This is a genomic window from Paenibacillus pinisoli (assembly GCF_003605435.1).
Lineage (GTDB): Bacteria > Bacillota > Bacilli > Paenibacillales > Paenibacillaceae > Pristimantibacillus > Pristimantibacillus pinisoli.
This window is the reverse complement of the sequence record NZ_QXQB01000003.1, coordinates 171898-197923: the sequence shown is the minus strand read 5'-3', so window position 1 is coordinate 197923 and position 26026 is coordinate 171898. Positions and strand designations below refer to the sequence as shown.

Genomic DNA, 26026 nt, shown 5'->3' with positions numbered 1-26026 from the left:
CGAGCTGTATGCACAGCTGCCGCTTGCGGGTCTTTTTTGGCTGCAGAGGGAGCTAGTCCAGAATCAGTCCTCTGTATTTATAGTAGCCTTGCATGCCGATAATCGATCCGTCGGTTGACTTGTCGTGCCCGGAGACGAATACATCGAGGAATTGATCAGTCAATGCTTCCGAATCAGGCTTCAAAACGATGTCTTCCAAATAATCCAGTGCATTGCTATAGTCGTCTAGGGCACCTTTGTAAAGTGTAAATGCTTTGGTCACGCCATTTGTATCCATACCAATGCTGGTGAACAGCTTCTTATAAGCCTCATATTCCTTCAGCAAGCTGTTGTAGTTTTTGGCGGCTGTGTTGTAATAGTCATAGCACTTGTCGAGCGTGTCAGTCTCGTCGTAATAGATAATGCCGTCATAGGCATCCATCAGGCTCTCAGCCAAATCCATTAGCCGGACGCCAAGGTCATCCAGGGTTTTGTAGAAGTCCATCGCTTCTACATAGTTGATGATTTGCTGCTCATTATCCGATTTGACGGGGGCATTGGATTCCACATTTACGGTGTATGTCGAGCCGTCCCAAGTCGATTTCACTCCGGCTTGCTCCAGCATGGACAATGGCACCATGGTGCGCCCTTTCAATATAACAGGCGGGGTATCTTTCGGTATAACCTCTTTGCCATTAATGACAAGCTTGACGATGTTATAGCCCTCGAATGTTCCCCACTTTGCAGCAGCGCTGACAGCTCCGATTGCCACCAGCATGAGAGCAAGCGAAAGCAGCATAATTTTCTTTTTCAATTGGCATTCTCCTCGTTTGGAAAAATGGTGTACGAATTCTAGTATAGTGGGGGAAGTGCAATGTGAAAAGAAGAAAATGACAGAGTGAAGAGATAATGAGTTACATATATCGACAAAATAGTTGGTTCATCATAGAAAATTAACTAGAATAAAAAATAATTCCGGTATAAACTAGTAAATATGCATTAAATGGCAGGGGGAGAAAAGTCATGGTACAACAGCAGCCCATAATGTTGGACCCTGTCAGGGAAGGGCATGAAGACCAAGCTTTTCAATACGAGGTATATGCAAGCACCCGTCTTGAGGAGATGGAGATGATGGGCTGGAATGACGCCCAGCAGGATGCTTTTCTCCAGATGCAATTTATGATGCAGCAAAGGTCATATGCCGCCCGTTATCCGAATGAATCCTATCAAATCATTTTATACGGTGGGGTGAAGGTTGGCCATCTGTTGGTGGCGAGAGAGGACACAGCCATTCGATTGGTTGATGTGGCTATACTCCCGCACTTCAGAAATAACGGTATCGGCACGTTAGTCATTAACAATCTTCTGCAAGAAGCTCTGGCCACGGGGAGGTCGACCATGCTGCATGTGATGAGGTCCAATCGCGCGATCAGGCTTTACGAGCGCCTTGGCTTCCTGAAGACAGCTGAAAATGAGATATATATCGAAATGACATTTCAATAGTAGTGTTGCCGCTTTTAAATCTATGCGCGAGGTGATTATGGTGAGTGATCAATACGTTGGGGAAATTAGAATGTTTGCAGGGAATTACGCTCCTCAAGGCTGGGCGCTGTGCAATGGTCAACTGCTGAGCATCTCTCAGCATGAAGTCTTATACGTTCTATTAGGGACGACATATGGCGGCGATGGCCGAACTACGTTCGCATTACCGGATCTGAGAGGAAGAGTTCCGATTCATAACAATAATACAATACCTTTGGGCAGCTTAGGAGGATCGGAGAAAGTTACCCTGACATCGCAGCAGCTTCCTGCGCATACGCACATGGCTTCAGCAACTGCGAATACGGGTGATCAGTCTTCTCCTGCGAATGGAGTATGGGCTGCGATTACGAATTATTCGGAAGATGCGAGCAAAATTGTATCTATGAATGCAAATGCAGTTGCTCCGGCAGGCGGAAGCCAGGCACATGACAATATGATGCCCTCGACGGCTGTATCTTTTATTATTGCGCTTGAGGGAATATTTCCATCGGAGGGCTAATGATTCTATCCACCACTAATTATGAAATGAGGAATTGAGATGGCAGAACCATTTTTGGGAGAGCTTCGTCTATTTCCATTCGGTATTACGCCTCGCGGGTGGATGCCTTGCGAAGGACAGATTTTGAATATTCAAACCAACCAGGCATTGTATTCTTTGTTAGGCGCGACTTATGGCGGAGATGGAAGATCGACCTTTGCTCTTCCGGACCTGCGCGGAAGGGTGCCGATTCATGCGGGAGCGGGCATTAATTATGGCACCTCTGCCGGCGAGGCGAATCATACGCTGACTATGAATGAAATGCCTGCGCATACGCATCAAGTATCGGCTTCATCCAATCCGGCAGAATCGCCGGATCCGGAAGGGAAAGTATGGGCCGGTGTAAGCGATCGTTATGGGGCAGCTGCAGCTATAACAACCATGAATGCTGGCGCGATCGGAGCTTCGGGCGGAAGTCAGGCTCATAACAATATGCAGCCTTATTTGGCGGTACGTTATTGTATTGCCCTGCAGGGTATCTTTCCACCAAGACAATAGGAGGGGAAAACATGGATCCGTATGTTGGCGAAATAAGAATATTTGCCGGGAATTATCCGCCTGCAGGCTGGGCGTTATGCAATGGGCAGGAAATCCGGATTGAACAAAACCCAGCTTTATTTAGCGTAATTGGTTTCCAATATGGCGGCGATGGCAAGACGAATTTTAAATTGCCGAATTTAATGGGACAAGCTGCGATGGGAACAGGCCAAGGGCCTGGCTTGACGCCGCGTACGATTGGAGAGCAGGCAGGGACACAGTCGGTAACCTTAACGCAAAATCAGATGCCGATGCATACCCATGTGCCGCAAGCCGTTAATCAGCCGGGGACGGCCAGCAATCCGGCGAACCAGTATTGGGCGGAGACAGCCGCCATTGGGCGTCCGCCTGTGCAGTTGTCACTTTATGGACAGCAGCCGAATGTTCAGATGCTGCCTACAGCGTTGTCAGTCCAAGGGGGAAGCCAGCCGCATAACAATATGCAGCCGTTTTTGGCCATGAATTTTATTATCGCTTTGGAAGGTGTATATCCTCCCAAACAGCAGTAACCGAGGATACAAACTTTATAAGCTGATCAGGCCTGCATGACAACTGCATAGAGCATCCGGCTCTATGCAGTTTTCTGTGTTAAATAACAGAAAGCGTATGTAATTGAATCCCTATTGCCCGCGTGAGTGTTCATATTCCTCATAGGATAGCGGACTGTAGGAAAGGGAGAAGGAATTCGAATGAAGAAGAGCGGCAGCGGCAATGAGAGGGCATACCAAGCCATTCGAACGATGATGCTCGTGACGGCTATGATGGTAATGACTTTATGGGGGATCGCTAGTTTTGGCGCAGATAAGGCTATGGCCGCGTGGCAAGGTACCGGGAATGGGACCTATGATTTTGGCGGTCCTTTAACGTCTTCGGACGTTACGGGATTTCAGAAGAGCGGGGATAAGTTTCTGGTGAGCAATGGGTTTGTCAACGATCCGGGAACTACGAATTTGTGGTCAATGAATCAACAAGATCCAAATACAACGGGAACTTTTGTTTTAAAGGCTGAGGGAATGGCGACAAACAAATTTTTTGCATTTAATAATTTCGGATTCAGCAGCTATGATATGGGCAGCGGTACAGGGTATCAGCTCTCTCAGTTATCCGTTGTGTTAAGAGATCATAATGGCGGGATCATTCAATCCTTAACGAATTCTGGGAACATAAGAATAACGACGACAGTTACACAGTTGTCGGCGCTGCTCGGAGCTTCTTCCAGCTACTCCATTTCTAATGTTGCTGCTATCGAAATTACATGGAAGTTTACGGATAGTCTTGCGCCTTCTAATCTTAATTTAGATAATATCACAGTATCTAATGTGAGCAGCGGGTATGGCGTTGTATACAATGGCAACGGTCAGTCCAATGGCTCTGCGCCTGCGCCTTCCAGCAAGAATTATCCAGGCAATGTTATAACCTTGGCCAATCAGGGGACATTGGTTCGTGACGGTTATGCATTTGCAGGATGGAATACAGAAGCAGATGGAACAGGCACTACATATCCGGCTAACGGGGCCTACACGATTGGTTCATCTGATGTTACCTTATATGCAAAGTGGGATCTGGCTGGATATAGCGTAAGCTATCACGGGAATGGACAGCAATCCGGAGATGTTCCCGCTGATAGCCATACTTATCTAACAGGTCAGACTGTGAGTGTGGCGCTGCAGGGCACATTAGCCAAGCCGGGTTATCAGTTTAAGGGCTGGAATACGGCTGCTAATGGTACGGGGACGCATTATGCAGCTGGCTCAACGCTGACAATGGGCACAGCCAATATCGCATTGTATGCACAATGGGAACAGATTACGTATACACTTAGCTATAATGGCAATGGAAATGAAAGTGGAACCGTGCCAGCGAGCGGTTCTCATGCCCCTGGTGCACAAGTGACGGCAGCACCGCAAGGCACTTTGGGAAAAGCCGGGTATTCGTTCGCAGGGTGGAACACGAAGGCGGATGGAACGGGTACTGCCTATGCGGCAGGCTCGACGCTGACGATGGGTTCAGCTAATGTAACCCTGTACGCGCAGTGGGAGCTGATCACGTACACGCTGAACTATAATGGAAACACAAGTGGCAGCGGCACGGCACCGCTGGGCGGTTCATATGCTCCAGGCGCTCAAGTAACAGTGGCTCCGCAAGGCACACTGGAGAAAGCCGGTTATTCGTTCGCAGGGTGGAACACAAAAGCTGACGGAACGGGCACAGCCTATGCGGCAGGCTCCACGCTGACGATGGGTTCAGCTAATGTAACCCTGTACGCGCAGTGGGAGCTGATCACGTACACGTTAAACTATGAGGGAAATCTAAGTGATAACGGTACGGCACCGCTGGGCGGTGCGTATGCTCCAGGCGCTCAAGTAACAGCGGCTCCGCAAGGCACGCTGGAGAAAGCCGGTTATTCGTTCGCAGGGTGGAACACGAAGGCGGATGGAACGGGTACTACCTATGCGGCAGGCTCCACGCTGACGATGGGCGCTGCCAATGTAACCCTGTACGCGCAGTGGGAGCTGATCACGTACACGCTGAACTATAATGGAAACACAAGTGGCAGCGGCACGGCACCACTGGGCGGTTCATATGCTCCAGGCGCTCAAGTAACAGTGGCTCCGCAAGGCACACTGGAGAAAGCCGGTTATTCGTTCGCAGGGTGGAACACAAAGGCTGACGGAACGGGAGCAGCATATGCAGCAGGCTCGACGCTGACGATGGGTTCAGCTAATGTAACGCTGTACGCGCAGTGGGAGCTGATCACGTATTCGATCAGCTACGATGGCAATGGAAGTGATGGAGGCACAGTACCATCAGGCGCAAGCTATGCTCCGGGTACTCCAGTTACTCTGGCAATAGCGGGAAGTATGACCAAAGCAGGCTCTATCTTCTCAGGCTGGAACACGAAGGCAGATGGAACGGGCACAGCATACGCAGCAGGCGCAACACTGCAGGTGTCTGAGAATGTAACGCTGTATGCGCAATGGACGAATGTGCCGGCGCCTGCCTTTACTATTACGTATCAAGGGAATGGGCATACGGGCGGCAATGTTCCTGTAGACGCTACAGCTTATGAATCGGGCGTTTCTGCAATGGTTGCGGGTATTGGAACCGTTAGAAAAACGGGTTACACCTTCGCCGGCTGGAATACGAAGGCGGATGGAACCGGTACAGCTTATACAGCAGGCTCTACACTGACCATCGGGACACAGAATATTATTTTGTATGCCCAATGGGCGGCAATCCCCAATCCGGGGACGCCTGGAACGAACCCGAATCCGGATCCGGTAACGAATCCGCCGATAGGGGACAGCATTGTGTCCAGTAATGTACAGGGTGACTCAGAGGATCTGATTAAAGAAGCTGCCGTCTCTAGCGATCATAAAATGATCGATGTTCAATTGAACGAGGATAAGGCTGCGCAGAAACTGGATGAAGAAGGGCAGCATTCTCAATTGAATCTAAAGGTAAATGCCGATCCTGATCAGTTGGACGTGACGCTGAGCGGCAAGCTGCTTGCGAAGCTTCTTGCGCGGGAGTCGTCACTAGAGATTCGGACCAATGGCGCAGCTTATACTTTGCCGGCAGCTAGTTTGAATCTGGCTCAGGCTGCTGAACAGCTGGGCGCGAAGATAGAAGATATTCAAATTACGATTGAGTTAAGTAAAGCTTCTGAACGGCAGCAATCAGACTTTAGCCAAGCAGCTGAGCAAGCGGGAGCACAGCTGATCGTTCACCCGGTGGAATTTACAGTTCACGTCACGAATGGAGAGCGGTCTGTCCAACTGAATACATTCACCGGATTCGTAAAGAGAGAGATTTTGCTTCCTAAAGGCATCGATCCTTCGAAAATAACGACAGGGGTTGTACTCGATCAGGACGGCAAAATCATCTATCATGTACCAACCTTTGTATCACTGCAAGACGGGCAATATTCTGCTCATATTCATAGCTTGACGAACAGTGTATACTCCGTTATTTGGAACCCTGTTCAATTTGCGGACGTGGAGAAACACTGGTCGAAGCAGGATGTGAATGATATGGGCTCGAGATTAGTCGTCAAAGGAATCAGTGAGGACCGCTTCAATCCAGACGGCTCTGTGACCCGCGCAGAGTTCGCGGCTATACTTGTCCGGGCGTTAGGGCTGCAAGACAATGGAGCTTCCAATTCCTTCAGTGATGTGAGCCAGAGCGAGTGGTACTATCAGGCGGTAAGCAAGGCTGTAGAGTACGGTATCGTTACGGGGTACACGGATGGAACCTTCAAGCCGGGCGCTACGATTAGCAGACAGGAAGCGATAGTAATGATCGCTCGCGCGATGCAACTTACGGCGGATCAGCCTTCCTTGTCGGAGACGCAGCAAAGGTCGGCGTTATCCAGCTTCAATGACGGGGGTGAGGTAGCGGCTTGGGCGCAGGAGTCTGTGGCGGCGATCGTACAGAGCGGACTTGCGAAGGGCAGCCCGGACGGCAATCTGAATCCGGAAGCTACAATGACGAGAGCCGAGACGGCCGCGATGGTGCGCAGGCTGCTGCAGCAAGCAGGATTTATTAATTAGTTTTGTTTGGTTAACAGAGAGAGCTGCCGGCGGCGGCTCTCTTTTCTAATTTTCAAGATTGATGCTATTTTTTACGAGGCATAACTACGCTTCGTTTCAAGATGGAGCTGGCCGGCTATAGTCTTGTCCCGTTACAAGACTGAAGGAAAGGCCCACCGAAGCGGGCCTTTCTGAATGAGTCAAGGGCATCCTAACAAGTCTGCATGCATGGAGGATACATATCAGACGTCAGATTAAAATTTACCGCCGAAACCGCCTAAGCCGCCAAAGCCGCCAAAGCCGAAGCAGCTGCAAGCGATAATCACCAACAGGATAAAGAGAACCAGAATCGCTCCAACGGAGTTGTTACCGAAAGCACCACCAACGCAACCGGACATTGCTACATGCACCTCCTTACGTTTTGAGTACTCTGTATGTTATTCGCCTCTGGTTCAATATGATTGGGCAATTATCATGCGGACATTAAACTTCGGCTAACGCCTAGTTAGCGGGGCAGAGGCTCAGAAGGGCCTGGCCACATGCCGTGACACAAGAGAAAAGGTGCGGGCGCAGCGCAAAAATGAGCAAATGCACAATTTTCCGAATCGCCTATACATCTTGGGGAGAAATACATAGGATACTGTACCTTCAAAAAAAAGGAGCTGAACGACTTGAATTACGCGGCAAACATGTCAGCGGCCAACGTATCCGCCGCTAATGTATCCGGTGGACCTAACTCCCACTTCCCAGTCGCAGGCGTAGCTTGCGGCAATCCTTGCTCAAATAACGCTGGAGCGATCCTTGTTCTATTTATTCTGTTGGTTATCATAACACGCACTATTCTGTTCTAATACGTACTCAGAGCGAACTTGCAGCGAACCAACATGATAAGCGAGTCCACATGCTGACGATAGGAATCAAAAAAATCCCCAAGCGATGTTGTCGCTTGGGGATTTTGCCATGACGCGCGGAATGCGCCAGGTCAGGATATTAGTCGCGAACTTCTGCGATCAGTTCGATCTCAACTGGCGTATGGAACGGAAGGTCGCTTGTGCCGATTGCGGAACGGGCATGACGGCCAGCTTCGCCGAATACGTCGATCAGAAGCTGGGAAGCGCCGTTGATTACGTATGGCTGGTCGCCGAAGCCAGGAGCGCTGTTCACGAATGCAAGGATCTTCACGACTTTCACCACACGGTCCAGGTCGCCCAGGTGCTGCTTCATAGCAGCAAGCAGGTTGATGACAACTTGGCGAGCCGCTTCTTGGCCTTGCTCGATTGTCAGGTCGGAGCCTACTTTGCCTTCATACATAAGAACGCCGTCGATACGGCAGTCGAAGCCGGATGTGTAGATCAGGTTGCCTGTTTGGTTAACCGTTTTGTACAGAAACTTTGGTTCTGGCAATACCGGCAAAGTAATTCCTAGTTCAGCAAGACGTTGTTCGATTTTAGACATGTTCATTTCTCCTTTGAAACTTTTTTTGGATTGCTGCTCATTAATGATGATGCGAGCAGCAGTGCTGAGCCCGGATTAGCGAGCCTTCGCGTTTATGTGTATGAACGCCATGCGACAGAGTCAGCTGGCCTCCAACAACGACATGAGAGATACCGTTCGGGAACTGGCGCGGATCGGCGAAAGTAGCCGTATCTTGAATCGTATCCATATCGAATACGGTAATATCCGCTGCATAACCCGGCACGAGAAGACCGCGTTTGCCCAGCTTGAAGCGTTGTACCGGGAAGGAAGTCAGCTTGCGGACCGCCTGCTCCAGCGACAATACCTTGTCATCGCGCACGTATTTGGCGAAGACGCGAGGGAATGTGCCGTAAGTGCGGGGATGCGGCTTGCCGATCTCGCAGTTCAAGCTATCGGATGCGATCAAGGCTTTCTCGTAAGAAATGACCTTCTTCACATCATCATCGGACATATGGAAGTAGACAATCGCGATTTGACCGTCTTCCTCAAGCAACAGATCCATCATGCAATCTACCGGATGCTGGCTGCGCATGTCGGCGATTTCCGCGATATGCTTGCCTTCCAGATGTTTGTTTTTGTCCGAGTTCACGGAAGATACGATGACGCTGTTCCAGCCGGTAGAGCATACAAGGTTATCCCATTCGGTCTGCTCGTGGCTAAGCTCTTCCTTGATGCGTGCGCGCAGGCTTGGGTTGCGGAAAGCTTCCAAAGTCGCTTCGATGCCGCCTTCCAATACCCACGGCGGAAGAACGGTCGTCAGTGTAGTCGACCCCGCATTGTACGGATAGACGTCGACGGTTACATCCATGCCGCGCCCTCTTGCCGCTTCAACAAGCTCCAGCGCGTCCATCACCTTGCCCCAGTTGATCTTGCCGGCGGCTTTCAGATGGGAGATGTGCAGCGAGATGCCTGTTTTCTCGGCAATCCAGATCACTTCCGCTACCGACGGAAGCAGATTGTTGCCTTCGCCGCGGATATGAGTGGACAGCAGGCCGTTGTACTTCGGCAGTACGCTGCAAAGCTCGGCCAGCTCTTCACGGGATGTATAGCTGCCAGGCGCGTACAGCAAGCCGATGGACAAGCCGATAGCTCCCGCACGGAGTCCTTCCTCCAGCAGCTCCTTCATGCGCGCGATCTCAGCCGAAGTAGCAGGGCGGTTCTCAAAGCCCATAACGGCGATGCGCAGCGCGCCATGCGCGACATAGGTTGCGATGTGCTCGGAGATGGAAGACTTGGCGACATGCTCCATATACTGGCCCACTGTCTCCCAAGGCCACTCCCAGCTTGTATTGCCGACAACGGGCTGAATGTAGGTTTTCAGCAAATCCGCTCTGCTTGGCACAAGCGGAGCGGGAGCCAGGCCGCAGTTGCCCACAACTTCGGTAGTCACGCCTTGCTGCAGCTTGATGTCGCTGTTCGGATGATCCAGAATCATTAGGTCAGAGTGGCAATGGCCGTCGATGAAGCCGGGCGAAATAATTTGACGGCCGACGTCGATGACTTTATGCGCTTCTTGATCGATGCTGCCTACCGATACGATCATGCCGTCTTTGACGCCGATATCTCCGCGGAACCAAGGGTTGCCGGTACCGTCGACAATCTTGCCGTTCTTTAATACTAAGTCAAGCATAGTTAGCCAATCTCCTCTCGTGTGGCGCTACTCCAGCAGACCGCGTGCGGCTACTGGCGTTTGGACCAGCGTGCCGTCGGCTTGCTGCAGGTAGACGAAGTTATGCAAATTGATCGTGCTGCAGATGTGATTAGGAATAATGGCAATGACGTCTCCGACTTGATAAGTGCTGTCCGCTTTGACCGAGATGACACCATGCTCCTCGTTCATGCGCTCGAACACTGCGTCGGGATCGCCGACAATATGGCCGAAGCCCTTCAGATGAAGCGGGGCTTTGTCCGGCTGCACATCCGTTGCGAACGTCTTGCTGCCGCCGTCAATGACAATCCGAGTTGGCGTCGGACGGCTGACTACTGTAGCCACGACAGCGCCAGCGCAATCGCCAGTCTCGCAAAGTCCGAATGCCGCTTGCATGACATCCTGATAGATATACGTTCCGGGACGAACCTCCGTAATGCCTTCAACCTCTGCTGCGTACAGGGCGGTTGGCGAAGAGCCGACGCTAATGTCGCGAATCTCTACGCCGGCAGCGCGGATCGCTTCAGCAGTCTGTACCATGATGCGGCCTTCCTCATGGCCTGCCGCTTTCAGGTCCATCGTGGCAGCACCGCTCAGCATAGCACCGCGGTAAGTGAATATGCCGCCGAGCAGGACGCCATCCAGCTTGGCGATTTGCTGCGCCAGAGCCGGCGCTTCCGCCGCATCGACACCCGTCCGGTTCAAGCCGGATTCAATCTCGAGCCTTACTTCCAGCTGTACGCCATGCTTCACGGCAGCTTGCGAGACGCGCTGCGCGCCGCTCAGGCTATCCACGCCGATGATTAGACGGACGCCGGATTGAACGAGCTTGACAGCTCTCTCCAGCTTGGACATCGCTACGATCGGATAAGCGACAAAGATATCGGTGATGCCTCCGGCAGCCATGACTTCCGCTTCTGCGATCTTGGCTACGGTGATCCCGATTGCACCCGCGTCAAGCTGGCGCTGCGCCATCTGGGGCAGCTTATGCGTCTTGGCATGCGGACGCAATTGAACGCCCGTCTTACTGATCGCTTCCGCCATCTTGGCGATGTTGGCGGCAACCGCTTCCAGCGAGATGATGACGCCAGGTGTTTCGATTGCTGCAGCGATTGTGCTTGCGTTACGGCTCATTGTATAAGAACCTCCTAGTGATCCATCAAGATTTCGATTCTTCCAAGTAGTTATATAATGTGAATTTGGAGATGCTTAAGTATCCGCATACTTTCTCTCCTGATTTCTTGATCAGGAAAGCGCCTTTTTCATCGAGGAGCTGAATCAGCTTAATCTTATCTTCCTTGGACATGAGCGCCGGCGGCTTGCCGATCGTCTCCTGAGCCTCCATGATCAGCGTATCCAGCAGATCGTTCACATTGCTGACGAACGATTCGCGTACCGGCTGAAGTCCGCTTCCCGTCAAGGATTGAAGTGTTCGCTCCGCCATCATGATGTCGGTAATATCAAAGTTAATGCATACGGCTCCGATAATCTGGCCTGCCTTGTTCTTCACGTACATCGAGGTAGAGCGTAGGATGCGCCCGTCCGCCGTCTGGGTAATATAATTATGGCGATTGTCGCCGTCGGATGTGCCGCGCATAATCTCCAGACCGAGATTGGTGCTGGGATCGCCGACTTTTCGTCCCGTTACATGCCCGTTCTCAATGGCGACGATGGTGCTGTCATAAGGCTTCGACCAGTCATGAATGACGACCTCGCAATTGTCCCCGAACTGAGCGGCCAAGCCTTTGGCAAGCTCGGCAAAAAACATAAATTCCTGGGATATAGTCTCCAACGTACGCCCCCTTTCCATACCTCTAACCTTTATCTAGTCCAAATGGTACACCTACGCAAACGAAAAATCAAACTAAAATTTTGTTATACTAAAAAAAAGTATGACAGGCTGTTGAACAGATAGACGATGGCTGGAATGGTCATTCTAAATAGAGGTTTTGGGGCAGGAGGAATGAGAAATTATGCGTTGGATCAGCAGCTCGTTGAAACGCAAACTATCCGTATTTTTATTGTTGGCCGTATTGATTCCTTTACTTGCGCTTGGCTTGTTCGCCTACAATATGGCGGCGACAGCGACGGAGGAGAAGGCGAAGCAGTCCGGCACCAGCATTCTTAGGCAGATGGCGACCAATATGGAGTTCATCGTGCAGGACGCCGAGAATATCTCTCTTTTTCTGATCGGACAGAAGGATGTGCAGCAATTTTTGAGCGGCCCGGGCACCGATCCTGTGCAGCAAACGAAAATGATTGAGTTTTTATCGAATTTGGTCTATTCCAAAGGTTATATTTCCGATATTACTATATATCCGGTTCATTCCTCTCCGCCGATATCCAATACAACGATATTCCATACGGAGCTTCCGGAGGCGGACAATCGGATTGAGGATTTTCAATCCTTATCTAAATTCTGGACAGGCAAATATGTGACGGATACCGCAACAGGCACGAACAACGTGATCTCGCTGGTCAGGCCCATCCGAAGCTTGACGAGCTACAAGCATCTGGGCACGCTTGTCATCAGCGTGAATGAAAGAGCGCTTACGCAAATTTTGAATCAGGCCAGCATATCGGAGAACGGAGAGGTATGGCTGAGCAATGCCGAAGGCACAGTCCTGTCCGGAACGGGCGAGAATTCGGATCAGGCGGGCAAGCTTGCAGATTTGCTAATGGACTCCCGGCTTGAGAAAGCGTCGGGCTGGCTTTATGATGGGACTGGAGATAACAAGCGCACTGTAATCTATGACACAGTCGAGGGCGTGGATTGGACCTTAACGGGCATTATGCCGATGGAAGACTTCCGCAATGAGAACAGCTACGTGCTGAAGCTGATGGTAGCGGTCATTGGCGTATCGATGCTCATTGCTTCCATATTGGTTTTATATTTTGTACAACGCATTACGAACCCGCTGATGATGCTGACAAGCTTTATGAAAAATTCAAACCCGGAGGATTCCTTTCAGACGTATCCCGTCGAATCGATGGACGAGGTCGGCCAGCTCGTGCGAAGCTACAATAAGCTAAGCGACCGGATCGCCCAGCTTACCGAGCAGGTGAAGCAGGAGGAATCCAGCAAGAAGGAAGCGGACATGCAGGCGCTGCAGGCGCAGATCAATCCCCACTTCCTATACAATACGCTATCGTCGATTCATTGGATGGCGCTGATGAACAGGGATGACAAGATAGCCGATATGGTGGGGAGCCTAAGCGACTTCCTGCGGTTCAGCCTGAACAAAGGGGAAGAGTTCTGCTCCGTGGAGCAGGAGGTCGCTCATGCCAAGCACTACGCCAATATCCAGTCCATTCGCTTCCCGGGCAAGTTCTGGATCAAGCTGGACATCGATCCGGACCTGAATGGAGAGCGCATGCTGAAGCTGCTGCTGCAGCCGCTGATCGAGAATGCGCTCATTCACGGCATTCAGCAGCAGCCGGAGGCGGGAGAGATCAAAGTAACCGCGGAGCGTGCGGAGGGACGGATGCTCTTCAGCGTGGAGGATAACGGAGCCGGCATGCCGCCCGAGAAGCTGTCCGAGATCAGGCAAGAGCTGCACGGCCCCGAGGATCAGAAGCGGGATATGGAGCGGCTAGAGAGAGGCAGCTATGGGCTGCGCAATGTGCACAAGCGGCTTCAGCTGCACTATGGCATGGAATCGGGCTTGAGGATAGAGAGTGCATACCAAGAGGGGACGAAGGTAACCTTCGCCATACCGTTAGCGCTTAAAGAGGAGGCGGAGTTGGAATGAAGCTGTTAATTGTAGATGATGAAGTCATCATTCGCACAGGCCTTAGCACTGTAATTCCGTGGTCGGAATACGGCTATGAGCTGCTTCGCCCTGCCGCATCGGCGGAAGAGGCGATTGGAAGGCTGGAATCGGAGCGGCCGGATATTGTGCTTACCGATATTCAGATGACCGGACTTAACGGATTCGATCTGGCGAGAGAAGTGAAGCGGCTGCTGCCCAGCACGGAAGTCATCATCCTGACCGGGTACGATCAATTCGAATATGCAAGAAGGGCCATTACGGAAGGGGTAAGCGACTATCTGCTCAAGACAAGCCGACCCGACGAAATCAAGAGCGCGATAGGCGCCGCCCGCGAGCGCATCATTATGCGCGGTGAAAGCGGCAATCGGAATGAGCTGCGGGAGAAGCTGATCGAGACGCTTGTTCAAGGCGGAGAAGTGGACTACGGGACGCTGCGCCAGAGTATGAGGCTCTTGCCGCGGCTTCGGATGGATACGGCTTCGCGCTATGTTGTCTGCTGTATCGGCGCTACCGGATGGGGGACGGAGAACGGCTACGGCAAGCTTCTGCTGTTCGCCGCCCATAATGTAATTGATGAGCTGGTCGACGGAGAAGCGGCCCTGCGGGAGGATCATATTCTGCTTATCCTCCCGCTTGTGAAGGGCGATGAAGGCAGTCTGGCCAAGCTGGAAGATATGCTGATGCGGATCGAGCGCAAGCTGAAGTGCAAGCTGTACGCGGCAATTGGCGAGGAAGTCTGCAGCTTGGACGAGCTGAAGCGCTCCATTGACAGCGCCGTGCACACTTTCCTGTACCACGGTCTGCTGCCCGACGTCAGGATGATTCATACCCGTGATGTCAGCAGCCGCAAGGGCAGCCGCCGGGTATGCACGCCAGCGGATAAGGAAGACCTTCATGCGCTGCTGCTGGAGGGAGATGCGCCGGCGCTTCAGCTGTGGCTGGAAGGCGTGGCGGAAGCGCTGGAATCGGATGAGGAGACGACGCCGGAATCCTATCATGCTTATCTGAACGCTATGCTGCAATGTGCTGAGGAAACGGTCCATCGCCTGCTTCAAGAGTCGGGAGCAGAGTTGCCGGAGGCCGTCAAGGCGCAGCCTGTTCCGCTAAAGCTTGCTGCCGAGCACGGGCGCGAGATGATGGTAAGCCGCGTGCTGGAATTAATGAAGCATTATTTGACCGCTTCGGGCCATCACAGCATGCCGCCTATGAATCGCGCGATTGCCTACATCCATGAGCATCTGGATGAGGACCTGTCGCTGGCTCTTGTGGCGGGGCGTGTCCAGCTGACTCCGCATCACTTCAGCGAAGTGTTCCGCCGGGAGACTGGCCAGACGTATGCGGAATTCGTGGCGAAGGCCAGAGTAGATAAGGCGATGGAGCTGCTGAAAGAAACGGATGTATCGTTCAGCGAGATTTCCAGTCGTGTGGGCTACGGAGATGTGGAGTTTTTCAGCGGATTATTCGAAAATTATACAGGGTATACACCTTGGGAATACCGCCGCAGGGGGTAGGCTCGTGCTAGCCGTTAATTTATTATTCATATGGGGGGAAGCACGGGATGAAAAGAACTGTAACGGCTGCTATCGCCTTGACTGTTCTTCTTGCCGTGTCGGCAGGCTGCAGCTTTTTGAAGGGCGCGGGCAATGCCGGCAACATCAAGGCAACCATTTCGTTGTGGCATAATTTCACCGGAGATGATCTGCGCGCGCAGACGATGCGGGCGATCATACAAGAATTTGAAGAGGAGCATCCCAAGATTACAGTTCAAGTAAGGGAAATCGCGCCTGATGAATACCGAAAACGGCTCAAGGAAAGCGCCAAGTCCGGGAATATGCCGGATGTATTCATCCTTTGGAGCGGGGCGATGACTAGGGAGTATGCGGCGGAATCCTTAATTCAGCCGATTGACGAGCTGGTGGATGCGTACCCGGAATGGAGGGATGGTTTCCTGCCTAATTCGCTGGAGGCTTTCAAGGACCGTGGACTGGTATACGGCGCTCCAATGGGCTTGTCGCCTACATCCATTCTGTATTACAACAAACGGATATTCGAAGAGAACAGACTAACCGTACCGAAGACATGGAGCGAGTTGCTGTATGTGATCCATACCTTCAACAAAAATGGGGTTACGCCTATTGTTCTCGGCAACAAGGCCGGATGGCCGGCGCAATCCAGCATTTTCAGCACGCTTGCAGACCGCGTGACCGGCACTGAATGGCTGATGAATGCGGCGCGTCAGGAACGGGGCGTTCGCTTCACGGACCCGGCGTTCATCGATGCGCTGAATTATATGAAGCAGCTTGGCGATTCGGGCGCTTTTCAAGAAGGCTACCAGCATATCGACAATGTCGAGATGGAGCTCAAGTTCGCCCGAGGCGAAGCCGCCATGATGATTGACGGCGGATGGGCGCTTACGAATTTGGCGGCGAATGCCTCGCAGGAAGCGATGAATGAGATGGGGGCTGAGCTGCTGCCTGCTATTCCGGGAGGCAAGGGCGATCCCAATACGATGGCAGGGGTAGTCGGATCCGGCATGGCGCTGGGCAAGAACGTGGAGGGCGCCGCGAAGGAAGCTGCTTTCGAATTGATCTATGCAATGGCTGGCCCGGAGGCTCAGCAGCGGACGCTGGAGAGCAACCAATTGGTCAGCTATAAGATTGAACTGGATAAAAGCAAGGTCTCGCCCATCTTCGCTGAAGTCTATGATTTGGTGAACAGCGTCAGCTTGACCCCTGTCTATGACAGTGTACTGACAACAGAAGGCGCAGAGGCGCTAAATGACGGGCTGCAGGAGCTGCTGGAGGGAGGAGATCCGAAGAAGATAGCTGCGAGCGTCCAGGATGCGCATGCCAAGGCGCTGGGACAATTGCTGGGGAGGGTGCCCTCTTAGAACGGTATGAGGAGAATGAATGATGAATGAACATAATCAATTTGCAGGGGAAACGCAAAGGATTCCCGTATACTTGCTGTCGGGTTTCCTTGGCAGCGGCAAAACGACGTTTCTGACCAGTATGCTGGCCCGATTGAAGAATGAAGGGAAACGGCCTGCCGTCATTATGAATGAGCTGGGCGACATTAATTTGGATGGAGAATTAGTCAGCCGCGATGTGCCGATGGCCGAGATGCTCGGAGGCTGCATTTGCTGCTCGATTCGCGGCGATCTGGGCGTGGAGATTGCATCCCTGGTCCAGCAGCATCATCCTGATGCCATCATCATCGAATCGACGGGAGCCGCCCATCCGATGGAGACGCTGGATGGGGTGACGGATGCATCGATGTACGCTTCGCTGGAGCTTCGTTCCGTTATTACCGTGGTCGACGGACCTGAGCTGCTGGAGCGGAGGAAGCTGGGCAAAGGGCGGACCTATAAGCTGATGGCGGAGCAGATCAGATGCGCTACGCTTCTGCTGCTTAACAAGACCGACAAGCTGGCGCCGGATCAGCTGGTGGAGGCGCAGCAATTGCTTCGGGAGCTGAATGCCCACGCAGCCATCGTGCCTGCGGTACGATGCGGGATTGACGATTGGGGCTGGCTGGATGAAGCGGCTGCTCCCGAGCTGAAGGAGCGGGATGCGGAGGCAGGAGGCGGGCATAGCGAGCCTGACGGTCATCACGAGCATCATGGACATCATCATAGCCACAGCCATGTTATGGCGTATACGCATTACTTTGACGGCCCCGTTCAAAGCGAAGCGTTCGAGGCTCTGCTGAAGCGATTGCCGGATGCTGTCTATCGTGCCAAAGGGGTTGTGTCCTTCTCGGATATGTCGAGCGGCAGCCGTTATCTGTTCCAATATGCATATAAGGAATCGGATTTCATCCGAATTGATCCGCAAGGCCATGTGAATGATGTAGCGGTATTTATCGGGGAGCACTTCTCCAAGGACGAGCTAAGGAAGATGATTGAGGAGCTGCAAGTGAAGTCGTAATTTGTTGAATCATGTCTAATCAGCCGCATGTATGGAAACAATATTCCAAATGAGGGGAATGCACTTGCACTTGCATTGGCTCCACATACATTGCGACAGAAGGGTGAGACAACAGATGAAGAAGGTCAATATATACCTGATAATGGCGGCCGCAATCGGCATAGCTGCAGCTTCCGTGGGCTCGTCCCATACAGCCATTTATGCGGAGCATCAATCCGTAGCTCAGATGCTGGAGGGGCCGGACCTTAAGAACGACAAAGAGCTGAAGCATCATCACGGCGGCATGTCCAAGGAGCAATTCGAAGCTTACCGGTTGAAAAGATTGCAGGAAATGGCTGTATACTTCGGCATCTCGACAGAAGGCAAGTCCGCAGATCAGTTGAAGAAGGAGCTTCTCGTTGCCAAGGAAGCGAACAAGGAGAAGTGGGAAGCGTTCAAGGCTGAGCATCGTGCCAAGCGGCTGGAGCACCTGCAGAAGATCGCCGAGAAGCATGGCATCGAGACGAAGGGCAAGACCGAGGATCAGCTTCGCGAAGAGCTCGAGAAGGCACACGGCGACAAGGAGAAGCATCACTGGAAGGAAAGAAGCGAGCAGCGCGAGGAGCCTACTCCTCAGCCGACCGCAGCGCCCGAAAAGGAAGTGAAGCCTCAGCCGACCGCAGCGCCGGAGAAGGAAGCGAAGCCTCAACCGAAGGCGGCGCCGGAGAAGGAAGCGCCTAAAGGGAAAAAATCTTAAAAGTATTCGCGCAGGCATAGAAGTTTGCCAGGACTAAGTCTTGGCTGGCTCCTATGCCTTTTTTATATGCGCGGTCCGGACACAATCGCCGGCTGATTCTTTTCGCAAGGGCTGATCTAAAAGTTGGTTGCAAAAAGCGTGCCGAACAACAGCACCACGATAAGCAGATAAAAAGCCAGAATAATGGCTGCCCATATGAGCGCAGCCTTAAAGTAATTTTGCTTCGACGGGTTGCCCTCCCCGAAGGCGAATACGAACATCATGACAATGTTCACAACAGGAATGATCATGATCAGCATCGTGAGCAGCCACTCCTTGACCGGTACGATAGGCGCCGTGTCCCGGGATTGCTGCAAGGCATGCTGATGGTAAGTATGCTGGGGACCGCCTTCTTCGAAGGATGGCGGAATCTGGTTGTTCTCCACATTAATCGCTCCTTCCGAACGGGATAGGTAGCTAGAAAGCCACAATTCATTATATAGAGGAATGCCGTAATTAAAACCAAAATTATCGCGGCGCTTATCCACGATTCGACCGATGATGACAAGCTGGGCCGACTACAATTTTTTGTGAAAAAAAGCTTGCGCTTGACGTTACGTCAAGTGATATGCTCGTATCATAGAGAGAGGAGGACGACAGGATGGAGAGCAGACCGGATACGGAGAAGATATACACCATTGGGGCATTCGCGAAGCTGACCGGAGTGACCGAGCGCACGCTGAGGTTTTATGACCGCAAAGATTTGCTTAAGCCCTCCGGCCGCAATACCCAGGGGCATCGTTACTATACGGAACGGGACCTGCTTCGGCTGCAGCAAATATTGACGCTGAAGTATCTCGATTTCAGCCTGGAGGAAATCGCGGAGCAATTCGCCAAGCCGGGGGCCCATCTGGAGCAATCGCTGTCTCTTCAATACGAGCTGCTCAAGAAGAAGCGGCAGCAGCTAGATCAGGCGATCTTTACCATAGAGCGGCTCAGAACTTATGTTGAGGGAACGGAAAAGCTGGATAGCGGCTTGCTCCTCATGTTCATTCACAACATTCAGAATGAAGAGAGCCAGAAGCAATATCTGTCGGAGCGCATGCCTTCCGTTCTGGTAGACGCGATCTACCATGTGGGCGTGAAGGAGGAGGTCAGGCTGGAGCGGGAGCGCAGAATGACCGTTACACTCATCGAGCTTCTGTCGCATTGCAAGGCCGGCAAAAGTCCAATCGATCCGGAGGTGCTGGTTGTCGGCAGCAAGATGGTAGAGATCGTAAAAGAGGTGCTGGAACCAGCAATTAGCCAGCTGAGCGAGCAGGAGCTTTCGAAGCTGGAGCAGGAAATCGAGCAGAATCTTGATCCGGTTCTGTTCCAGATCAGCCTATCCAAGGAAGAGGAGGCATTTGTGCAGGCTGTCATGCAGGAGCTCGAGAAAAGAGAGAAAGAGATTGAAAATCAGGAAGCCAGGGGGAATTCCGATGGACATTAAACCGTTTTTTGCGCTGATAGGCAAGCATAGGCCTGCGAAGTGGATCATTGTGGCGGCTGTTGTGCTGGGGCTGCTGGAGACCGTCATGTCGCTGCTCATTCCGCTGCTGACGAAGGATGTGGTGGAGCAGCTTTCGGCCTCGGCACTGGAGACCTTTACGATCATAGCGCTTGCCGCGGTATTTGTATTGCAGACTGCGGCATCCGGTTTTTCGGTCTATACGATGTCTTACGTTGGCCAGTTCATCATCGGAGGCATTCGCAAGGAGCTGTGGCAGCGTGTGCTTCGCCTTCCGGTTCCCTTCTATGACCGGAATACGTCCGGGGAGACGATGAGCCGGGTGACGAACGATACGAATGTCATTAAGGATTTTATTATCAGCCATGTCATCTCGTTCCTGGGCGGCATCGTCTCTATTATCGGGGGCATTGTCATTCTGCTCTATATTGACTGGAAGATGACGGTGCTCATGTTCATCGCTGTGCCGCTTGCGATGCTGATTCTATGGCCGCTCGGCAGCAAAATGTTCAAAATCTCCAAGTCCATGCAAGATGAGACGGCGCTGTTCCAAGGCGATCTCGGGCGAGTATTGTCCGATATCCGGCTCGTCAAAGCTTCTCTGGCCGAAGAGGTAGAGTATAAGCAGGGCAAAGGGCGGATCAAGAGCTTATTCCGCTTCGGCTTGCAGGAAGCGAAGATTATGTCGATCGTAACCCCGCTTATGATGACCATCATGCTGCTCATTCTCGTTCTATTGATCGGCTATGGCGGGGTTAGGGTCGCGCAGAACTCCTTGTCCACGGGTGAATTGGTAGCCATTATACTCTATATGTTCCAGATCGTTATGCCGTTTACTCAGATGGCATCGTTCTTCACACAATTTCAGAAGGCGATGGGGGCGTCGATGCGCATCATCGAGTTGATGGAAGAGCCAGCGGAGAAGGATGGTTCGGGAGCTGCCGCGAAGGCGCAGGCATTGGCAAGAGGCAAGGACCAGGCGTTGTCCTTCGAGGGCGTCAGCTTCGCTTATTCGCCTGACAGACCGATCGTGAAGAGCTTGACGTTCGAGGCGCAGCCGGGAGGCATGACCGCTATTGTGGGACCGAGCGGAACAGGCAAGACGACGCTGTTTTCTCTCATCGAGCGATTCTATGACCCTAGCGGCGGTGTCATCCGGTACGGCAATGTCCCGATCGCGGATATCGGGCTTCAGAGCTGGCGCAGCCGTATTGCGTATGTGTCCCAGGACAGCCCAATGATGGCGGGGACGATCCGCCATAATCTCACCTATGGCCTCGCAGAAGCAGAGGAATCCAGCATTAGAGAGGCGCTGGCGCAATCTAATCTGACGGATTTCATCGCATCGCTGCCTCAAGGTCTGGAGACTGAAGTCGGCGAGAGGGGCGTGAAGCTGTCCGGCGGCCAGCGGCAACGTCTGGCGATTGCAAGAGCGCTGCTGCGCGACCCCGATATTCTGCTGCTGGATGAAGCGACAGCGCATCTGGACAGCGATTCGGAGAAGCTGGTGCAGGAGGCGCTGAACGAACTGATGAAGGCCAGAACAACTCTGGTGATTGCGCACCGTCTGTCTACGATAAGCAATGCGGATAAGATCGTCGTGCTGGAGAAGGGCGAAGTGACCGGCCAAGGCACGCACGCCGAATTGCTGCAATCCCATGAGCTGTATGCCAAGCTGGTGGAGCAGCAATTTATCGACAATGTGGCTATTTAATCGAATTGTCTCTGCCATGCACGCTACACAAAAAGAAGCAGCGGCCGACGTATCGGCGCTGCTTCCTTTTTATTTATAGCGTTTATTTCGTGAAAAATCCGTTGAAAATATCGATTGCTTTATCCTGCTTGCTGGAGATGCAGAAAAGCACATAGTTGCCGTTCCGCACGATTTTATAATTCTGGGCAAGCTCATATTGGTCTGGCAAATATTCTTCGAACGTTTTCTGCACTGTCGCTGCGCGGAATTCGAAAGCTTGCTTAATCGTATCGTATTGATCCGCAGACTTCAGCTTTACGATCGAGAACTCGCTGGCGGAGATCATGAAGCTTGCTTGCTGAAAGATACCTTCCTCGAGGAGGCTATCCGGATCGATCCCGTTGTAGAAGTCGGGAACCGCCGTTTTCTCTATGGTTGCCTGACCGGCAAATTCGAGATCGGCTGTAATCTTGTCTACGATATCCTGAACGGTCACTGCCGTATTGGGCTTCTCTGTCGGCTTCTGCGACGGCTGCGGGGTCGGCAGCGGTGTTGGTGTCGGCGTTGAAGTTGGCGGCGGTGTGAAGGTAGGCTTCGCGCTTGGCTTCAGCGAAGGCTGCTGGGTCGGCTTCACGGTTGGCCTGATTGATGGCTGCAGCGTCGGCTTGACTGTAGCAGTAGGTTTGACGCTTGGAGTTGCTGTCGCATTCGGCTTCTCTGTTGCGACAGGCGTCTCTGCCGGTTGCTCTGATGGTGCTTGGGACGGCGGCTCTTCCTCCGCAGACGAGCTGCTTTCCTTGGGATCGGCACTTGCAGTCGGTTCCGGCTCCGGTGTCGCAGAGGGCGCTGTAGACTCTATCGGGTTCTCGCTGGGACCGGGCGGCATGCTAGACTGGTTATTGGAATTGCCGCTGCTGCAAGCAGACAGCGCGAGTGACATCGCAAGCGCAAGAAGGGTTATAATCCAACATTTCTTGTTGTTCAACATGATCTTCTCCCGTTGTACGTCATAGGTTATGTAAACATATACTAGTAAGGACGCTTGTACTTCGGGAAAAGTTGCGTATTTATTTGAAGGATAAAGCGGTTGATGGATCAGGAAGTGAAGGAAGGGGCTGTCCCAGAAGGGAAGCAACGGTTAAGTGGATGCCCCAACCTTGAATGAAAGCCTTCAAAACCACCGTAAAAGTGGACTTGAAGGCTTTTCGCTTGCGGCGTGAGCTATGATTGGCAGCTGCGGGGCAGCTCTAAGCCGAGTTTCTCGTCCTGCAGCTCTGCTTTCCGCTCGGCGGCGCACTCTAAGCCGAGTTTCTCGTCCTGCAGCTCCGTTTTCTGCGTGGCGGCGCACTCTAAGCCGAGTTTCTCGTCCTGCAGCTCCGTTTTCAGTGTCGCGGCGCACTCTAGGCAGAGTTTCTCGTCCTGCAGCTCCATTTTCTGTGTCGCGGCGCACTCTAGGCAGAGTTTCTCGTCCTGCAGCTTCGTTTTCTGCTTGGCGGCGTACTCTAAGCCGAGTTTCTCGTCCTGCAGCTCCGTTTTCTGCTCGGCGGCGCACTCAAAGCCGGGTTTCACACGTCTTGCAGCTTCGTTTTCCGCTCGGCGGCTCTCTAAGCCGAGTTTCTCGTCTTGCAGCTGTGCTTTCCGCTCGGCGGAGCTCACTAAGCCGAACAGTCCCTTCAATTGAAGCAGGATGGTTTACTACTCGGCCTTAAGTTCCTCTAATGCTCGTGTAATGAACGTGTTGTCGACTACTGCGGTCACGTCGACTTGTTCTTTGATCTCTCCTAGCTCAAGCAATATATCTGCGGTTCTCTGCTGGCTCTCATTGGCTGTATCCGATATTGGCAGGTTAAGAGGAACGTTGTTCGCAATAGACACACGTACGGTCTCTTCATCCAGCTTTTTCAGTCCAGCGAGCAGGGCAATCGCTTCATCGAGATTTTCGTTCTCCCAGCGGAGCGCGCGTTCGTAAGCCTTCAGGTACGCAACGACCAGATCCGGATGCTCCTCCGCGAATTTGGACCGGACGATATTATAGCCCGGCGTATAGGCTCCTATGCTCTTCGAATCCGCGATAACCTTGGCGCCGAAGTTGTTCACCTGATTGGACCGCGCAGGCTCCCAGACTGCCCAAGCGTCTACTTTTCCGGACTGGAAGGCGCTTTGCGCTTCATCCGGCTGCAAGTTGATCATCTCGACATCGGAGGCCTTCAGCCCCTCCTTGTCCAGCGCCCGCAGGATGAGTCCCCATGAGCTGCTGCCTTTGGCAACGGCGATTTTTTTGCCCTTCAGATCAGCGGCGGATTGGATCGGGCTGTCCTGCTGAACGAGAATGCCGTCTCCTGCGCCGTCGCTTCCTTCGCTGATGGAGAGGAAGGGTATAGCGGCTGTCTGTCCGGTAATCGTACCGATATAGCCGATTCGGGCAAAGTCGAGTCTGCCTGCGGCAATGCCCTCCAGAAACTGCGAGGAGCTCTGCAGCGGCTGATAGTTGATGGTAGCGCCGAATTTAGCGAATTCCTCTTCGAAGTAGCCCTTCTCCTTCGCAATCAGAATCGGTCCGATCTGGCTGGACTCGATGGAGACGACGACGCCCTCCGCGCTCTTCGTCCCGCTGCCGTTATTGGCTTGGCCGGGATCATTCCCGGATGAGGATTGTCCGCATGCCGCCAATACGATAAGGGCGGTGAGAGCGGATAAAATAAGCAGCGATGCGCGTGCAGTTTTCATAGTATGAAGCCTCCTACTGTATCAATTAGGTTGATTAGGTTGATTGTCCGCTTGCTTCAAGCAAGCTGTACCGTCCTGCAGGCCGGCTAAGTCCAAGATGCCCGCGAAGTGTGCTTCCCGCATACTCGGTACGGAACAAGCCCCGTGCCTGCAGCAGCGGAATGACGCGGTCCACGAATTGCTCCAGTCCGCCTGGCAAATAAGGAGGCATAATGTTAAAGCCGTCGCAGGCTCCTCCTTCGAACCACTCTTGCAGCTTGTCCGCAATCTGCTCCGCCGTACCGGTCACGGTCAGATGCCCGCGCGCCACGGAGAAGTACAAGCCGAGCTCACGGATCGAAAGGCTGTCCCTTTTCGCTTTCTCTATGACCATAAGGGCTCTGCTGGAATTGCCTTGAACGGGTATGTCCGGAAGCGGACCGTCGACCGGATAGGCGCTCAGATCATAATTCAGCAAGCGGGAGAGATAGGATGTGCTTGCTTCGGGGACGATCAGCTCATGGAACTCCGCCTCCAGGGCTCTGGCTTCCTCTTCGGTATCCCCCAAGAAGAACATGACGCCAGGCATTACTTTCAATTCATCAGGCTGACGATCGAATGCAGGCAGCTGAGCTTTTAATTTAGCGTAAAATTGCTGGGCTTGCCCCAGTTCGGCGCAAGCAGTGAACACGACGTCCGCAGTCTGCGCTGCCAGCCTTTGCCCAGCCTCAGATGTGCCGGCTTCTACGATAACCGGCCTGCCTTGCGGAGAGCGAGGAATATTAAGCGGGCCCTGTACCCGGAAGTACAGCCCATTATGCTGAGTCGCATGGATTCTCGCAGTGTCGGCGAATTGCCCGCTCTCCTTGTCGAAGACCAGGGCGCCGTCTTCCCAGCTGTCCCACAGGGAATTAACCGCATGCAGGAAGTCATGCGCCCGGCCGTACCGGTCGCCGTGGTCAGGAAGTTCCTCAGCTCCAAAGTTGCGCGCTTCCGTATTTTTGGTCGAAGTTACGACATTCCATGCCGTTCTTCCTCCAGTCAAATGATCCAATGTGGCAAATCTGCGTGCAATGTTATAGGGCTCATTGAAAGTCGTCGATACGGTTGCAGCCAGCCCAATCCGCTCCGTAACGCCGGCGAGGGCCGAGATGACGGTAGAAGCATCAGGATAGACGGAGCTGACATCATGCGCAACATCCTCCTTATCCGGCAGCGAGAGAGCGTCCGCAAAGAAAATCATATCCATCTTGCCCCGTTCCGCAGCTTGCGCATTCCGTTTGTAGAAATTCAAATCTATGACGCCGTCGGCATCCGTCAGAGGATGGCGCCATGCCGCAAAGTGGTGGCCGAAGCTGAACAAGAATGCCCCAAGGCTCATTTGTTTCCGTTGTCGGTTCACGTTCAAGGTACACCTAACCTTTCTTGATGTGGTTTATCGAGTGGGA

At 52.8% G+C, this 26026-nt stretch carries 23 protein-coding genes; 12 read left to right on the top strand and 11 right to left on the bottom strand.

The genetic code is table 11. From position 1 onward, the window contains the following. Window positions 1-52 precede the first annotated feature (52 nt). Window positions 53-793, bottom strand: a complete 741-nt coding sequence (locus D3P09_RS14395; protein WP_120111267.1) for a stalk domain-containing protein — start codon at window positions 791-793, stop codon at window positions 53-55. Between the two features lie 209 nt (window positions 794-1002). Between D3P09_RS14395 and D3P09_RS14390 the strand changes: the two genes are divergently transcribed. The 5 genes from D3P09_RS14390 (at window position 1003) to D3P09_RS14370 (ending at window position 7149) form a co-directional block, all read left to right on the top strand. Then, entirely contained in the window at window positions 1003-1482 is a 480-nt protein-coding gene (locus D3P09_RS14390) for a GNAT family N-acetyltransferase (RefSeq protein WP_207892498.1), read from the top strand. Between the two features lie 40 nt (window positions 1483-1522). Beyond that, entirely contained in the window at window positions 1523-2020 is a 498-nt protein-coding gene (locus tag D3P09_RS14385) for a phage tail protein (RefSeq protein WP_120112458.1), read from the top strand. Window positions 2021-2059: 39 nt separating this feature from the next. Next, window positions 2060-2557, top strand: coding sequence for a phage tail protein (locus D3P09_RS14380; protein WP_120111264.1), 498 nt, complete (start codon window positions 2060-2062; stop codon window positions 2555-2557). Between the two features lie 11 nt (window positions 2558-2568). After that, window positions 2569-3105, top strand: coding sequence for a phage tail protein (locus tag D3P09_RS14375; protein ID WP_120111262.1), 537 nt, complete (start codon window positions 2569-2571; stop codon window positions 3103-3105). A 180-nt stretch (window positions 3106-3285) separates the two neighbouring features. Further along, complete coding sequence (locus D3P09_RS14370) at window positions 3286-7149, top strand: InlB B-repeat-containing protein (protein ID WP_120111259.1); 3864 nt, start codon at window positions 3286-3288, stop codon at window positions 7147-7149. Between the two features lie 233 nt (window positions 7150-7382). Here the strand turns inward: D3P09_RS14370 and D3P09_RS14365 are convergent, their stop codons facing one another. From D3P09_RS14365 to D3P09_RS14340, 5 genes are all read right to left on the bottom strand, one after another. Further along, entirely contained in the window at window positions 7383-7526 is a 144-nt protein-coding gene (locus D3P09_RS14365) for a sporulation protein YjcZ (protein WP_120111256.1), read from the bottom strand. Between the two features lie 592 nt (window positions 7527-8118). Continuing rightward, on the bottom strand, window positions 8119-8583 hold the full coding sequence (locus D3P09_RS14355; RefSeq protein ID WP_120111250.1) for a RidA family protein: 465 nt from the start codon (window positions 8581-8583) through the stop codon (window positions 8119-8121). Window positions 8584-8623: 40 nt separating this feature from the next. Beyond that, window positions 8624-10234, bottom strand: coding sequence for an N-acyl-D-amino-acid deacylase family protein (locus D3P09_RS14350; RefSeq protein WP_120111248.1), 1611 nt, complete (start codon window positions 10232-10234; stop codon window positions 8624-8626). A gap of 27 nt (window positions 10235-10261) precedes the next feature. After that, window positions 10262-11386 (bottom strand): alanine racemase, encoded by a 1125-nt coding sequence (locus D3P09_RS14345; protein WP_120111245.1) that lies wholly within the window; start codon window positions 11384-11386, stop codon window positions 10262-10264. A 25-nt stretch (window positions 11387-11411) separates the two neighbouring features. After that, a complete protein-coding gene (locus D3P09_RS14340; protein ID WP_120111242.1) occupies window positions 11412-12044 on the bottom strand; it encodes a helix-turn-helix transcriptional regulator in 633 nt (210 codons plus the stop codon). 181 nt (window positions 12045-12225) lie between these two features. Here D3P09_RS14340 and D3P09_RS14335 point away from each other — a divergent pair, with 181 nt between their 5' ends. The 5 genes from D3P09_RS14335 (at window position 12226) to D3P09_RS14315 (ending at window position 18690) form a co-directional block, all read left to right on the top strand. After that, window positions 12226-14004, top strand: coding sequence for a cache domain-containing sensor histidine kinase (locus D3P09_RS14335; protein WP_243644189.1), 1779 nt, complete (start codon window positions 12226-12228; stop codon window positions 14002-14004). Next, the gene (locus D3P09_RS14330) at window positions 14001-15536 is read left to right on the top strand and encodes a response regulator (protein ID WP_120111238.1); all 1536 of its coding nucleotides are present in this window, start codon (window positions 14001-14003) and stop codon (window positions 15534-15536) included. The genes D3P09_RS14335 and D3P09_RS14330 overlap by 4 nt, the downstream gene beginning before the upstream one ends. A 47-nt stretch (window positions 15537-15583) precedes the next feature. Then, a complete protein-coding gene (locus D3P09_RS14325; protein WP_120111235.1) occupies window positions 15584-16915 on the top strand; it encodes an extracellular solute-binding protein in 1332 nt (443 codons plus the stop codon). Window positions 16916-16934: 19 nt separating this feature from the next. Further along, the gene (locus tag D3P09_RS14320) at window positions 16935-17954 is read left to right on the top strand and encodes a CobW family GTP-binding protein (protein WP_243644188.1); all 1020 of its coding nucleotides are present in this window, start codon (window positions 16935-16937) and stop codon (window positions 17952-17954) included. A gap of 115 nt (window positions 17955-18069) precedes the next feature. Then, on the top strand, window positions 18070-18690 hold the full coding sequence (locus tag D3P09_RS14315; protein WP_120111229.1) for a hypothetical protein: 621 nt from the start codon (window positions 18070-18072) through the stop codon (window positions 18688-18690). A gap of 116 nt (window positions 18691-18806) precedes the next feature. Here the strand turns inward: D3P09_RS14315 and D3P09_RS28125 are convergent, their stop codons facing one another. Further along, entirely contained in the window at window positions 18807-19115 is a 309-nt protein-coding gene (locus D3P09_RS28125; protein WP_243644186.1) for a hypothetical protein, read from the bottom strand. A gap of 215 nt (window positions 19116-19330) precedes the next feature. On the opposite strand from D3P09_RS28125, the gene D3P09_RS14305 reads away from it, so the two are divergent. Both D3P09_RS14305 and D3P09_RS14300 read left to right on the top strand, forming a co-directional pair. After that, window positions 19331-20161, top strand: coding sequence for a MerR family transcriptional regulator (locus D3P09_RS14305; RefSeq protein ID WP_120111226.1), 831 nt, complete (start codon window positions 19331-19333; stop codon window positions 20159-20161). Further along, complete coding sequence (locus tag D3P09_RS14300; protein ID WP_207892497.1) at window positions 20151-21893, top strand: ABC transporter ATP-binding protein; 1743 nt, start codon at window positions 20151-20153, stop codon at window positions 21891-21893. The genes D3P09_RS14305 and D3P09_RS14300 overlap by 11 nt, the downstream gene beginning before the upstream one ends. Before the next feature lie 82 nt (window positions 21894-21975). Here the strand turns inward: D3P09_RS14300 and D3P09_RS14295 are convergent, their stop codons facing one another. The 4 genes from D3P09_RS14295 to D3P09_RS14280 all read right to left on the bottom strand — a co-directional run bounded on the left by D3P09_RS14295 (window position 21976) and on the right by D3P09_RS14280 (window position 25980). Beyond that, complete coding sequence (locus tag D3P09_RS14295) at window positions 21976-22860, bottom strand: DUF4358 domain-containing protein (protein ID WP_120111223.1); 885 nt, start codon at window positions 22858-22860, stop codon at window positions 21976-21978. Between the two features lie 233 nt (window positions 22861-23093). Then, window positions 23094-23528 carry a hypothetical protein gene (locus D3P09_RS14290; RefSeq protein ID WP_120111219.1) on the bottom strand — a complete coding sequence of 145 codons (435 nt, stop codon included), beginning with the start codon at window positions 23526-23528 and terminating at the stop codon, window positions 23094-23096. A gap of 39 nt (window positions 23529-23567) precedes the next feature. Further along, window positions 23568-24599, bottom strand: a complete 1032-nt coding sequence (locus tag D3P09_RS14285) for an aliphatic sulfonate ABC transporter substrate-binding protein (protein ID WP_120111216.1) — start codon at window positions 24597-24599, stop codon at window positions 23568-23570. A 34-nt stretch (window positions 24600-24633) separates the two neighbouring features. Beyond that, on the bottom strand, window positions 24634-25980 hold the full coding sequence (locus tag D3P09_RS14280; protein WP_120112453.1) for an LLM class flavin-dependent oxidoreductase: 1347 nt from the start codon (window positions 25978-25980) through the stop codon (window positions 24634-24636). Between the last annotated feature and the right edge of the window lie 46 nt (window positions 25981-26026).

What these genes read in the sequence shown, in the direction of transcription:
- D3P09_RS14325 (WP_120111235.1), top strand. Translation starts at nt 15,584, where the DNA reads ATGAAAAGAACTGTAACGGCTGCTATCGCCTTGACTGTTCTTCTTGCC.
- D3P09_RS14345 (WP_120111245.1), bottom strand. Translation starts at nt 11,386, where the DNA reads ATGAGCCGTAACGCAAGCACAATCGCTGCAGCAATCGAAACACCTGGC.
- D3P09_RS14335 (WP_243644189.1), top strand. Translation starts at nt 12,226, where the DNA reads ATGCGTTGGATCAGCAGCTCGTTGAAACGCAAACTATCCGTATTTTTA.
- D3P09_RS14315 (WP_120111229.1), top strand. Translation starts at nt 18,070, where the DNA reads ATGAAGAAGGTCAATATATACCTGATAATGGCGGCCGCAATCGGCATA.
- D3P09_RS14390 (WP_207892498.1), top strand. Translation starts at nt 1,003, where the DNA reads ATGGTACAACAGCAGCCCATAATGTTGGACCCTGTCAGGGAAGGGCAT.
- D3P09_RS14285 (WP_120111216.1), bottom strand. Translation starts at nt 24,599, where the DNA reads ATGAAAACTGCACGCGCATCGCTGCTTATTTTATCCGCTCTCACCGCC.
- D3P09_RS14355 (WP_120111250.1), bottom strand. Translation starts at nt 8,583, where the DNA reads ATGTCTAAAATCGAACAACGTCTTGCTGAACTAGGAATTACTTTGCCG.
- D3P09_RS14330 (WP_120111238.1), top strand. Translation starts at nt 14,001, where the DNA reads ATGAAGCTGTTAATTGTAGATGATGAAGTCATCATTCGCACAGGCCTT.
- D3P09_RS14350 (WP_120111248.1), bottom strand. Translation starts at nt 10,234, where the DNA reads ATGCTTGACTTAGTATTAAAGAACGGCAAGATTGTCGACGGTACCGGC.
- D3P09_RS14370 (WP_120111259.1), top strand. Translation starts at nt 3,286, where the DNA reads ATGAAGAAGAGCGGCAGCGGCAATGAGAGGGCATACCAAGCCATTCGA.
- D3P09_RS14295 (WP_120111223.1), bottom strand. Translation starts at nt 22,860, where the DNA reads ATGTTGAACAACAAGAAATGTTGGATTATAACCCTTCTTGCGCTTGCG.
- D3P09_RS14320 (WP_243644188.1), top strand. Translation starts at nt 16,935, where the DNA reads ATGATGAATGAACATAATCAATTTGCAGGGGAAACGCAAAGGATTCCC.
- D3P09_RS14375 (WP_120111262.1), top strand. Translation starts at nt 2,569, where the DNA reads ATGGATCCGTATGTTGGCGAAATAAGAATATTTGCCGGGAATTATCCG.
- D3P09_RS14305 (WP_120111226.1), top strand. Translation starts at nt 19,331, where the DNA reads ATGGAGAGCAGACCGGATACGGAGAAGATATACACCATTGGGGCATTC.
- D3P09_RS14300 (WP_207892497.1), top strand. Translation starts at nt 20,151, where the DNA reads ATGGACATTAAACCGTTTTTTGCGCTGATAGGCAAGCATAGGCCTGCG.
- D3P09_RS14380 (WP_120111264.1), top strand. Translation starts at nt 2,060, where the DNA reads ATGGCAGAACCATTTTTGGGAGAGCTTCGTCTATTTCCATTCGGTATT.
- D3P09_RS14365 (WP_120111256.1), bottom strand. Translation starts at nt 7,526, where the DNA reads ATGTCCGGTTGCGTTGGTGGTGCTTTCGGTAACAACTCCGTTGGAGCG.